Source organism: Chryseobacterium electrogenes, assembly GCF_053553015.1.
The window spans coordinates 334,514-347,187 of record NZ_JBNPPB010000002.1; the positions used below are offsets into that span (position 1 = coordinate 334,514).

Sequence of the window (12,674 nt, forward strand, 5' to 3'; positions counted from 1 at the left end):
TTGTTTGGTTTTAAGATTGAGGTTTATCAGTTGGTGGTAAAATTTCGAGTAGGTTTTCTGTTATTTTATCAGCTGCTTCATCCAATCTTTGTTTTATTTTTTCTGCGCTATTAGATTGATAGACAATTCCTATGTGATAATCTTTGTCGATAAATTTTAGAACTTCAGCGTTTTCATAATGTTTGGTATCTGGATTTTTCTCTTTGGCGAGTGCAATGACCAATCCTGCAAAAAGATGTTGACTTGCTGTTACTGTATAATTTTTTTTGTGAAGAAGTGCATTTTCTAACTTTGCCCATTCTCGCCAAATATTAACACCAGTTGCTGCCTCTATCATATCAGGAATATGTGCGCCACCAACGCGCGATGAGGTTTCTAAAAAGTAATATTGTCCATCATCACCTAAGATATATTCGCTGTGAGTAGCACCATATTTAATATTAAATTTCTCTAAAACTTTTTGATTAATCTGTTCTAATTTTTTGTATTTAGAAGATTTTTCGTTCAAGGTTTTTGTTCTGAAAACACCTCCGTCATGAGACACTTTCATGGGTGGGGATAGGTATTTTGAACAGCTTGTAAAAACAATTTTGTGGTTGTAGACTAAGCAATCAACATGATAAACGCTTCCTGGTTTAAAGGATTCTAACAAGAATTTATACCGTTCACCTTTTAATTGATCTATTGCTTCCCAAAGTTGCTCTTCGGAGATTATTTTTTTTATGCCACTTGCAGAAGCTTCAGATCGAGGTTTTAGAACCCAAGGGCCAGGGTTTTCTGCAATAAATTGAGAAAGTTTTTCATCATTAAAAATGGCGGAAAATTCGGGGACATTTATGCCATGATCTAAAGCTTGTTGTCGCATTGCTAGCTTATCCCGAAAATAACGATGTGTTGTCTGTCCCATGCCTGGGATTCTGTAAGTTTCGCGGATCATTGCTGCTTTTTCTACATCATAATCGTCTAATGCTACAACAGCATCTATCTGATGGTCTTTCATCAAAAAAGAAAATCCCTGTACAAGATGATCTAGATTCCAGGTAGAAGGCGCAATTTCTGACATGTAATAAACTTCGTCAATGGCGTGCCATGGCCAATCTTTATCTTTAAGATTCTCGGAGGTTATCAAAATTACTTTGTTACCAAGTTTCTTAGATTCGTCTATAAAATCATAACCTTTATGATAACAAGAGATACAAACAATAGTTTTTTCCATCATACTGCGTTTTGTTTTAAATTAAATTGCTCCAAAAAATTAATAAGAAGCTGTACACCATAGCCTGTTGCAGCTTTTTCTTTAGCGTAATTGACATTCCCGAATACCATACCTGCGATATCAAGATGTGCCCAACTGGGATGTTCATTAATAAATTGTTCTAGAAATTTTGCTGCAACAATACAATCGCCATAAGGCTTAAGCGAAATATTTTTGTAATCAGCAACATCTGAGGAAAAATCATCTTTCCAGATATCCCAAAGAGGAAGATTCCAAAGTCGTTGATTGGTAGTATCGGCAGATTTTTCAATTTGATTTTTTAAACCTGAATTATTGCTAAACATTGCGCCACAAGTTGTCCCAAACATCCTCACAGCGCTTCCTGTCAAAGTTGCAAGGTCTATGATAGCATCGGTTTTATAATTTTTTGTGAGATAAGATAAGCCGTCTGCAAGCGTCATTCTGCCCTCTGCATCCGTATCTAAGACTTCAATAGTTTTTCCGTTATAAGCCGTGATAACATCGCTCGGAAGATAAGCTTCGTTAGAAACAGCATTGTCGGTAATTGGCAATATCGCAACAATATTAACAGGTAATTGTAACTCTGCTGCCGTGATTAAAGCGCCAATAACAGCCGTTGCACCTCCAAGATCGCTTTTCATATAATGAAGATTAGCTGAGGATTTTATAGAAATTCCGCCAGTGTCAAACAGTACGCATTTGCCCACCAATCCAACAGTTTTGACATCTTTTACAGACGATTGATATTCTAAAATAGTAAAGGCTGCATCTTGAGAACTCCCTTGATTAACAGCAACAAAAGCGCCCAAGCCTTTTTGGCGAGATTCTTCTCTATTAAAGGCTTTGTATGATAGATTATATTTTTCTGCAGTTTTTTCTAAGAAATTGGATATTTGAGACACTTTCTTTTGGTTAGCAGGTTTATTAATCCAATCCATTGCGGCAAATTGACCTTCGCAAAGTGCTTTTGCTTTTAAGCTTGTTTGATTCATTTGATTTTCGTCAAATTGAGGAATAATCAAGTTGAAGCCTTCTTGCCAAATTGTATGTGATGCTTGAAATGGATATTGATAAGTTCCTAAAAATAAACCTTCTACAAATGCTGAAAGTTGTGTCGGTGAAAAATTAGATTTAACCGAAGTCGCAATATTTTGTAGTTCTTCTTTATAATTAAATGCCAATTTTTGAGCAATTTCTCTCACTTCAAAATCTTGAGGTTGAGCTCCAAAACCAATTAGATAGTTAATCTCATGATCTTGAATATCAACAAAGAATTGACTTTTTTTAGCAGAGAAAAACAACGATATTTTATTAGAATAATTCGATTTTTCTAATTCCCAATCGGCTTCTGTAAAAAGGCAGAAATTCTGAGTTGTATGTTTATTTTGGTTAGAAATTTTAATCATGATTAATCTGTTCTTCTTGTAATTGTTTAATTTTTAATGGATCTTCTAAGCTGTCATAATACAGCCATTCTATAGCTCTTGGGAATTCTTGTGACCAATAGAATTCTTGATGTGTCCCTTCTATATTGATGCTTGTTTTAACTTCAAAATCAAAATAATCCTGCATCTCCCAATGTTGTAAAGCACTCTCGAATTTCTGGATTCTGTCAATCATTTCTGAGCCTTCTTTCTCACCGCCATATAGATAAACTTTAGTGTAAAAAGCTTTGCCAAAACGCATTAACGGGAAATTATTATTAGGTTCTACCCACAACGAAGGCGAAAAAATCATTAATTTAGAATAAACTTCAGGATAGAGAAATCCAGCGTAAATACTGATTAATCCACCTAAAGAACTACCGCCAATTCCTGTATTATCTCGGTCTTTTTTAGTCCTGTATTTTTTATCGACAAAAGGTTTTAGAGTATCGGAGATAAATCTTAAATATTTCTTGCCTTCTGCATCTTCCGTAACAAGTTCGTTATCGAAAATGTATTCTTTAATACGATCGCCATCTCCATGTTCTACGGCGATTACGATGAGATTTCCACGGCCATATTCTGCCAATAATGCCAGCTTTTTATCAATTTCCCAGTTTCCAAAAGTTGATTCTTCATTAAAAAGATTTTGTGCATCTTGGAGATACAAAACCGGATAACTCTCTGTAGAATTAGCGTAATTATAAGGTAATAATGCCCAGATTCTTCTTGTCTTATCTAGTTGTGGGATATAAAAGTCATCATCAATTAATTCTACAATTGGGAAATATTCATCTTTGAAAGGTCCCCAGTTTTTCCTCCATTTTTCCGCAAAATCGTTGGCATTTTTTTGATTTTTATTTACTTTTCTATTGGCTGTAATATTGTTTTTCTGGTCAAGTTCTACGTTTTCCCATCCGCCTTTGGTGTATTTGTATTCTATATTTTGAGGTAAATCTTCGTCATCTATTATAATATAATGTTCATCATTTTTTGAGCTAAGTTTATAGTGTGGATCCCGAGGGTTCCAAGCATTGAAATTGCCAGTTATGTATACCGGTCTTTCGTCTTCGTCATTTGTTTTTAAGCTGAATTTCATCTGAATGTTTTGTTTCGAAAAATTAATTTCAATCTAATTTATGAAAAATATTCATTTGTTTTGTTTTTGTTTTTAAATTAAATATTAATTAACTTAAATTTTGTTGATAATTAGTGTTGTGTTTTTATTTATTGTAAAATTGTTAATCTTGTTAATTTTTGTGATCTCTATTGAAGTTGTTATTATTTCTACAATTTTTGATTATATTAGTATCATCATAATTATAGAGTTAAGGCTATTTTTTTTGATTAATTTATGAAGAAATCCCAAAGCTTTTCGTTATTTACAGATTATGATATTTTCTTGTTTAGAGCAGGGAAACATTATCGACTTTACGAGAAATTTGGTTCTCATCCAGTAGTTATTGATGGGCAGACAGGGACTTATTTTGCTGTGTGGGCTCCTAATGCTTTAGCAGTTTCTGTGATTGGGGATTTTAATGATTGGGATTCTTCTCTTCATCAATTGGTAGGGCGCTGGGATCAATCTGGTATCTGGGAAGGGTTTATTGCTGATCTGGGAATTGGAGAGATTTATAAATATGCTATCAAAACTCAACAAAATATAGTTTTACAAAAAGGAGATCCTTTCGCTTTAAAGTGCGAACAAGCTATTTTGGCAGGGTCGATAATTACATCTACTTGGTATACTTGGGAAGATCAAAATTGGATTAAAAATAGAACAATCAACAACAGCCTTTCCGCTCCAATATCGGTTTATGAGATGCATCTTGCATCTTGGATGCGGGATGAAAATGACGGAGATAAGGTCCTTAATTATAGAGATATTGCAGAAAAATTAGTGCCTTATATTAAGGAAATGAATTTTACCCATGTTGAGTTAATGCCCGTGATGGAGTATCCGTATGATCCTAGCTGGGGTTATCAGATAACGGGGTTTTTTGCGGCGACTTCTCGATTTGGAAGTCCTCAAGATCTTATGTTTCTCATAGATCAACTTCACCAGAATAATATTGGTGTGATTTTGGATTGGGTGCCATCTCATTTTCCGGGTGATGCTAATGGCTTGCATCGTTTTGATGGTTCTTTTTTATATGAACATGAAGATCCAAGAAAAGGATTTCATCCAGATTGGAAATCTTATATTTTCAATTATGGAAGACCAGAGGTCAAATCCTTTTTGCTTAGTAATGCCGTTTTTTGGTTAGATCGCTATCATGCTGATGCTTTGCGTGTGGATGCGGTGACATCTATGTTACATCTCGATTATTCTAGAAATGAAGGCGAGTGGGAACCCAATATCCATGGTGATAATGTTAACCTTGAAGCTAAACAGTTTTTGCAAGAATTAAATATTGTTATCAACGAAAAATATCCCGATGTATTAACCATTGCTGAAGAAAGTTCTGATTTTCCTAAGTTGACACATCCCGTTGCAGATGGTGGTATTGGATTTAGCATGAAATGGATGATGGGTTGGATGCATGATACTTTGGATTATTTTAAAAAAGATCCTTTATATAGAAAATTTCATCAAGACAAAATAACCTTCACGAGCGTTTATATGTTTAACGAAAACTATATGATGCCTTTGTCACACGACGAAGTCGTGCATGGGAAGAGTAGTTTAATTTATAAAATGCACGGTGACGAATGGCAAAAATTTGCTAACCTAAGAGCGTTGTATGTCTATATGTTTAGTAATCCGGGTGCCAAATTGTTATTTATGGGTGATGAGTTTGCGCAGACTTCAGAATGGGATTTTAGCAAAGCTTTAGATTGGCATCTATTGCAGTATCCGATTCATCAATCATTACAAGAAACAGTTAAACAGCTTAATTACTTATATAAAACAGAAAAAGCTTTGTATGAAATCAATTATTCTGCTGAAGGATTTGAGTGGATTAATGGTGATGACAGAGATTATTCGGTGTTTATTTATTTAAGAAAAGGAAAAAGGAAAAAGGATATTATAATGACTATTCTTAACTTAACGCCTCAGGTGTTAGATTATAAAGTTGGGGTAGATGATGTGAAATGGAATGTTATTTTTAATTCTGATGACTTACAATATGGTGGAAGTGGTGTAGAGGCAATAATCTCTAATTCCGAAAAAAAGCCACTTATGAATCGGAAAAACAACATTACTATAAAGTTACCGCCATTATCAGGAATTATGTTAAAAGCCTTATAAACTATAAATACAAAAAATTGATATATGAAAATTTTTCATCTCGCAATGGAATGTTATCCGGTTGCCAAAGTTGGTGGATTGGCAGATGTTGTAGGCGCTTTGCCAAAATATCAGAATAAAATGGGGTTAGATGCCAGCGTAATTATGCCTTGGTATGACAAAGTCTATTTTTATGAACATGATTTTGAAGTTGTATTTGATGGATTAATTCATCAAGGGCCAGATATGTACCAGATTTTGGTATACAAAGAATTGGGAGATTCCTTAGGATTTCCTTTATATATGGTAAAGATCCCAGGATTGTTAGATAGAGAAAATGTGTACGGTTATCGTGATGAGTCGGAGCAGTTTTTGGCATTTCAGCATGGTGTTTTACATTGGTTGAGCGTATTGGAGATTAGACCAGATGTATTACATTGTCATGATTATCATGCGGGATTAATCCCTTTTATGATTGATAATTGTCCAGATTTTAAATTTTTAAAAGGTGTTAAAACAATTGGTACCATTCACAATGGAGAATATCAAGGTAGTATGTCATGGGAAATGTCAAGGTACTTTCCTTATTTTGATGAGAGCAAGTTTGGACTCCTAGATTGGAACGAAAGTATTAATCCTTTGGCTTCTTTAATTAAATGTTGCAATGCTTTTAATGCTGTTTCTAATGGTTATTTAGAAGAGCTGTTTTATAGCCTACAAGGTTTAGAAAGCTTAGTTGCTCAAGAATACAAAAAAGCATTTGGAATTATTAATGGGATTGATACAGAAGTTTGGGATCCAGAAACTGATATGATGCTGCATTTTAATTATTCGATAAAAAATGCAGAATTAGGAAAAAGGAACAACAAAGAAGAAATTTGTAACAATTATGGTCTTAATCCAGATTTACCATTATTCGGGTTTATCGGGAGATTTGCCAGAGAAAAAGGAGCAGATCTATTACCGGAAATTATAGAAAGAGCTATTGAAGAAACGCAAGGTGCTATTAATATAATAGTGCTAGGATCAGGAAATACTTATCTAGAACAAAAACTGAAAAGTCTTCAACAAATTTTTAACCAAAATTTTGCGCTAGATTTAGGGTATAAAGAGCATCTTTCACATCAAATTTATGCATCATCAGATTTTTTATTGATGCCTTCTCGGGTAGAGCCTTGTGGTCTTAATCAGATGTATGCGATGCGTTATGGGACCATTCCTATAGTGCGTTATACAGGCGGGTTAAAAGATACTGTAAGCGATATATCAACAGGAGGTAGTGGGCTTAATTTTGCTGACGCAACGGCGGATGATGCTGTTAATGCTATCAGAAGAGCTTTGTCTATTTTTCATCAGAAAGATACTTTGAAGGCATTGATAAATAATAACATGAAATTTAATTTTTCTTGGGAGCAATCTGCAGAAAATTACCTAAATTTATATAAATACTAAAAAAATATATGCCTTAGTACATTTATAAAATAACACCACACAATACACATATTATATGAAAGCAAATGTAATCTCCATAGTTCTAGGCGGTGGGCGAGGGTCAAGATTGTTTCCGCTAACGGATTCTAGATCAAAACCTGCTGTGCCTATTGCAGGAAAATACCGATTGGTAGATATTCCTATTTCTAATTGTCTTAACTCAGGCTATAATAGGATTTTAGTTTTAACACAGTTTAATTCGGCATCTCTTAACTCTCATATCAAGAATTCTTATCACTTTGATATCTTTAGTAGAGGTTTTGTGGATATTCTTGCAGCAGAACAAAATGTCGAAAATGATCAATGGTATCAAGGTACGGCAGATGCGGTGAGACAATCTATGAAACATCTTGCAAAGTATGATTATGATTATATTTTGATTTTGTCTGGAGATCAACTATATCAGATGGATTTTCGGGAGATGATAGAATTTCACCAAAAAAATAAAGGCGATATTACGATTGCTACCATACCAGTTAATGCGAAGGATGCTACAGGTTTTGGTATTTTAAAATCAGATGAAGGTGATAATATTACTGCTTTCACGGAGAAACCATCATTAGACGTTCTTCAAGATTGGAAATCAGAAGTCTGCGATAACAATAAAAATGAAGGCAAAGAATATCTAGCGTCAATGGGGATCTATGTGTTTTCTAAAAATGTATTGAGAAAATTATTTGAGGAAAACAATGGAGATGATTTTGGTAAAGATCTTATCCCTAGTGCTATAGAAAGTTATAAAACATTAAGCTTTCAATACAATGGATATTGGACGGATATTGGTACTATTGAGTCTTTTTATGAAGCTAATTTAGATTTGGCAAAAGATTTACCACAGTTCAATTTGTTCAGTAAGTCACCTATTTATACAAGAGCTAGGATGTTACCGCCATCTAAGATTAATGGATCTTATGTAAGCAAAGCAGTTTTTGGAGATGGCTGCATTATCTTGGCAGATAAGGTAGAGAACTCTATTATTGGTAATAGAACACGCATAGATACAGGGAGTACAATCGTTAATTCTTATATTATGGGCGCTGATTATTACCAAAGTACGGATGCTATTCTGGACAACGAAAAGCGAGATATCCCTAATATTGGTGTAGGTAAATATTGTTACATAGACAAAGCAATTTTAGACAAAAACTGTCAGATAGGTAATAATGTTCGGATTATTGGAGGAAGGCATCTTCCGGATGGTGATTATGAGAATCATTCGGTAAAAGATGGCATTGTCGTCATCAAGAAAAATGCAATTATAAAAGACGGAACTAATATTTCTTAATAAAAAGCCTTTAGATATTATATTTAAAGGCATTATTTTAAGATTTTGGCAATATATTTGCCAATGTTATTTTCAAATTATAGAAATGAAGAAATTATTATTAGTATGTACTATATTGATTGCGACTTTATCTTTTTCGCAATACAGTAATATTAATGCTGGAGAATCTTTAACGTACCGCATTCATTATGGCTTATTAACGGCTGGCTCTGCAACGCTTACTACATCCAATGTAGAATTTAATGGCAAACCTTATTTCTATGTCAAAGGTGTTGGGCGTACAAGTGGTGCAGTTAGGGCTTTCTTTAAGGTAGATGATGTTTATGAAAGCTATATTAATCTCTATGGCCAACCGTACTTCTATGTTAGAAATGTCGCCGAAGGTAGCTACAGACAGCACTTAGAAAGTACATTTAATCATGTTAATCATACGGTTTATTTAGTTGATAAAAAAAATACCGATAGAGCACCTAAGACCATTAATACCGTAAAAGATGTGCAAGATATGTTATCCAGTTTCTACTATTTAAGAAATTTGGATGCCAATCAGCTCAAAGTCGGAAGCATTATAAAAATGAATATCTGGATAGACGACGAGTTATTTCCTTTTCAATTAAAAGTGGCGGGTACAGAGAATGTTTCTACAAAATTTGGAAAAATTAATTGTCTTAAAATTATTCCGTCAGTGATGAGTGGTCGTGTTTTCAAAGAAAAAGAAGGTGTTACATTATGGGTTTCTAATGATGCCAATCGCGTACCTATTGCGATAAAGGCAGAGTTGGCAGTTGGCTCTCTTAAGGCAAGTATAGACAAGATTTCTGGAACCAAATATCCAGTTAATTTTATAAAATAATTTTCTTTCAATTAGGGCAATTCCCTCGCAGCCGCAATTCCTGGGCTCGGGGTCGGGCTGTCCGCTGTATCTTTTTCTTTTGTAGCTCGGACGGTTCCGCTACGCTCCACCGCCTCACTCCAAAAGAAAAAGGATGTCGCTTCCATCCCTATTGCGAATGTTGATGTGTTGATATGATGATTTGTTGATGCTACTTATATAATAGATTATTTTTAATTTTGGCTGACTTTGCGCTAAAGCACTATTAGTTTCAAACAAAAAAGCTTCCGTTTTATCATAAAACGGAAGCTTTTAATATTTTATTTAATTCAGTTTATAAAGATTTAAACTGATTAAGCATTCTTACATCATTTTCGAAGAACATACGGATGTCGCTCATTTGATAAAGTAACATGACGATTCTTTCAATTCCCATCCCGAAAGCATAACCACTGTATTTGTCAGCATCAATGTTTACGTTTTTAAGAACCGCAGGATCTACCATACCACAACCCATAATCTCTAACCAGCCAGTTCCTTTTGTGATTCTGTAATCGGTCTCAGAGTTAAGTCCCCAATAGACGTCTACTTCTGCACTTGGCTCTGTAAAAGGGAAGTAAGAAGGACGCATTCTGATTTTAGATTTTCCAAAAAGTTCAGTTGTAAAAAACTGAATTGTCTGCTTAAGGTCAGCAAAACTTACATTTTCATCAATATATAATCCTTCAATCTGATGGAAAATACAGTGAGAACGAGAAGATATTGCTTCGTTTCTGAACACTCTTCCTGGTGATAAAATACGGATTGGAGGCTGATTTTCTTCCATGTATCTTACCTGTACAGATGAGGTATGCGTACGTAATAATACATCAGGATTAGTTTCTATAAAGAAAGTATCCTGCATGTCTCTCGCTGGATGATATTCTGGAAGGTTAAGTGCCGTAAAGTTATGCCAATCGTCTTCTATCTCTGGTCCATCAGCAATGGCAAATCCAATAGATTTAAAGATTTCTATAATTCTGTTTTTCACAAGATTAATAGGATGTCTTGTTCCTAAGTCTAATGGAAAAGCAGGTTTTGTTAGATCATCTTTGATGATGCTACTTTGGCTTTCTGTGGCATTTTTTAACTCATCTAGTTTTGCCGCAACCGCTTGCTTTAGGGTATTGATTTTCTGACCAAAATCTTTCTTTTGATCGTTAGGAACTTCTTTAAATTTTTCAAAGAAATCATTCAATACACCTTTTTTTCCGCTATACTTTATACGGAATTGCTCGATTTCGTCTTTTACTGAGGAATTGAATTGTCCCACTTCTACCAGCAATTCATCAATTCTTTCTATCATTTTTAAAATATTGTAAGTTGCAAAAATACAATTTTATCCCGAAAAGGCATAAAAAAACTGCCTTTAGATAAAGGCAGTTGGTAATAATTTATTGAGATGTAATTATTTTTTCTCAATAGCCTTCACTTTAATCTGAAGAGTGATTTCATTTTTAATAAGTCCATTAGCAGCAGGAACCTGAAATTCTACACCGTAAAGTGTTCTGTCAATATCAGTTGGCTCAGATGCAATTTGTAATTCTCCATTTTCAATTTTAACATTTGCTTTAAAAGTAGCTGGTTTTGTAATACCTTTTAGTGTTAAATTTCCATCAAGAAGTGTATTGTAATCACTTCCTGCAGGAGCTTCTGATACTTTTGTGATTTCAAAAGATGCTGTTGGGAATTTTTCTGTGTCAAAAAAATCAGCACTCTTAAGGTGTCCATCTAATTTTGCTGCATTTTCTGCATCGTTTTTAATATCTTCGTTAGCAAGTGTTGTCATGTTAACAACAAATTTTCCGCTTTCTAATTTGTTATCTTTAACGGTAACTTCACCACTTTCAAATTTGATACCTCCAAAATGGCTTGTGTTTTCTGTTTTTACAACTTTGTAACCTTTCCATTCTACTTTACTATTCATAGTGTCTACAGCATATACAACACCGTCTTTGGTGGTTTGTACTTCATTAGATTCGCTAGTAACAGGTTTGTCTTTGCCACAAGAGATTGCTGTAATAGAAGATAGGGCAATGGCTAAAGCGATAAAATAACTGGATTTTTTCATTTTTTTGTAAAGTTTAGTTTTGTTATTCTGGCTAAGATAATCAAATTTTTAGAATTAATAAAATCCTTATTTTTGTAAGATGTTATTAGAAATTAATCATTTGGATTTTGGTTATTTGACCAATGAAAAACTATTTCAAAACTTTAATCTGAAGTTAGAAAAAGGGAAAATTATTGCACTCGCAGGAGAAAGCGGTTGTGGTAAGTCTACGTTGTTGAGTTTGATTTATGGTCTTCATGATTGGCAAAATGGTGATATTATTTTTGATAATGTAGTTTTAAAAGGCCCAAAAGGAAATCTTGTTCCTGGTGAGGCAGACATGAAATTGGTTGCTCAGAATTACGATCTAATGCCTTACGCAACGGTTTATGATAATATTGGTAAGTATATTTCTAACATTAATTTGACCGAAAAGAAAGAAAAGGTTTCTGAGCTTTTGGAAGTGGTAGGCTTAGAAGATTACGCCAAGGTTTTACCAAAGAATTTGAGTGGTGGTCAACAGCAGAGAGTTGCGATTGCGAGAGCATTGTCTGTGATGCCAAAGTTATTGTTACTGGATGAACCTTTTAGTAATTTAGATTCTTCGAGAAGGTATAAGTTGAGAGATCGATTTTTCAGTTATGTTAAAGATAAAGATTTATCAGTAATTATTTCTACACACAATTTAGAAGAAATATTACCTTGGGTAGATCAGGTTATCGTACTTAGAGATGGTCGATTATTGCAGAATGATTCTCCAGAAGCTACTTATCATCAGCCTTATAACGAGTATGTTGCAAGATTGCTAGGAGAAGTTAATGTATTTTCTGACGAAGAAAAAATAAAATGGAACCTACAGAAAAATTATTATTTCCCTAATCAGATAAAAACCTCTAGTCAAGGTATAGATGCAGAAATTGTTGAAAGTAGATTTGCTGGTTCTTATTATTGGAACAAATTAAAAATTAATCAAAAAGAAATTATTACTTATAGTGATAAAAAATTAGTGGATTCTCAAAAACTAATATTTTGTGACTAGAATTTCATAACATTGATTGATAGCATTTTGTACGAAGCGATCTTA

10 protein-coding genes are annotated in these 12,674 nt (G+C 33.9%); 5 read left to right on the forward strand and 5 right to left on the reverse strand.

Features of this window, described 5'->3' with window-relative positions; genetic code table 11:
* Positions 1-10: 10 nt before the first annotated feature.
* The 3 genes from ACQQ6V_RS01575 to ACQQ6V_RS01585 are packed head-to-tail and all read right to left on the reverse strand — an operon-like array spanning position 11 to position 3,760.
* Positions 11-1,219 carry an ATP-grasp domain-containing protein gene (locus ACQQ6V_RS01575; protein ID WP_448843839.1) on the reverse strand — a complete coding sequence of 403 codons (1,209 nt, stop codon included), beginning with the start codon at positions 1,217-1,219 and terminating at the stop codon, positions 11-13.
* Positions 1,216-2,643, reverse strand: a complete 1,428-nt coding sequence (locus ACQQ6V_RS01580) for a M17 family metallopeptidase (RefSeq protein WP_448843840.1) — start codon at positions 2,641-2,643, stop codon at positions 1,216-1,218. The genes ACQQ6V_RS01575 and ACQQ6V_RS01580 overlap by 4 nt, the downstream gene beginning before the upstream one ends.
* Positions 2,636-3,760 carry an alpha/beta hydrolase gene (locus ACQQ6V_RS01585; RefSeq protein WP_448843841.1) on the reverse strand — a complete coding sequence of 375 codons (1,125 nt, stop codon included), beginning with the start codon at positions 3,758-3,760 and terminating at the stop codon, positions 2,636-2,638. The genes ACQQ6V_RS01580 and ACQQ6V_RS01585 overlap by 8 nt, the downstream gene beginning before the upstream one ends.
* Before the next feature lie 255 nt (positions 3,761-4,015).
* On the opposite strand from ACQQ6V_RS01585, the gene glgB reads away from it, so the two are divergent.
* The 4 genes from glgB (at position 4,016) to ACQQ6V_RS01605 (ending at position 9,522) form a co-directional block, all read left to right on the forward strand.
* Positions 4,016-5,914 (forward strand): 1,4-alpha-glucan branching protein GlgB, encoded by a 1,899-nt coding sequence (gene glgB / locus ACQQ6V_RS01590; RefSeq protein WP_448843842.1) that lies wholly within the window; start codon positions 4,016-4,018, stop codon positions 5,912-5,914.
* Between the two features lie 24 nt (positions 5,915-5,938).
* On the forward strand, positions 5,939-7,345 hold the full coding sequence (locus tag ACQQ6V_RS01595) for a glycogen synthase (protein ID WP_448843843.1): 1,407 nt from the start codon (positions 5,939-5,941) through the stop codon (positions 7,343-7,345).
* Between the two features lie 55 nt (positions 7,346-7,400).
* On the forward strand, positions 7,401-8,669 hold the full coding sequence (locus ACQQ6V_RS01600; RefSeq protein ID WP_448843844.1) for a glucose-1-phosphate adenylyltransferase: 1,269 nt from the start codon (positions 7,401-7,403) through the stop codon (positions 8,667-8,669).
* 85 nt (positions 8,670-8,754) lie between these two features.
* Positions 8,755-9,522 (forward strand): DUF3108 domain-containing protein, encoded by a 768-nt coding sequence (locus ACQQ6V_RS01605; protein ID WP_448843845.1) that lies wholly within the window; start codon positions 8,755-8,757, stop codon positions 9,520-9,522.
* A 313-nt stretch (positions 9,523-9,835) separates the two neighbouring features.
* Here ACQQ6V_RS01605 and pheS read toward each other — a convergent pair whose 3' ends face one another.
* Both pheS and ACQQ6V_RS01615 read right to left on the reverse strand, forming a co-directional pair.
* The gene (gene pheS, locus ACQQ6V_RS01610) at positions 9,836-10,846 is read right to left on the reverse strand and encodes a phenylalanine--tRNA ligase subunit alpha (RefSeq protein WP_448843846.1); all 1,011 of its coding nucleotides are present in this window, start codon (positions 10,844-10,846) and stop codon (positions 9,836-9,838) included.
* Positions 10,847-10,948: 102 nt separating this feature from the next.
* On the reverse strand, positions 10,949-11,611 hold the full coding sequence (locus ACQQ6V_RS01615; protein ID WP_448843847.1) for a YceI family protein: 663 nt from the start codon (positions 11,609-11,611) through the stop codon (positions 10,949-10,951).
* 79 nt (positions 11,612-11,690) lie between these two features.
* Here ACQQ6V_RS01615 and ACQQ6V_RS01620 point away from each other — a divergent pair, with 79 nt between their 5' ends.
* Positions 11,691-12,629, forward strand: a complete 939-nt coding sequence (locus ACQQ6V_RS01620; protein ID WP_448843848.1) for a sulfate/molybdate ABC transporter ATP-binding protein — start codon at positions 11,691-11,693, stop codon at positions 12,627-12,629.
* The last annotated feature ends 45 nt before the right edge of the window (positions 12,630-12,674 follow it).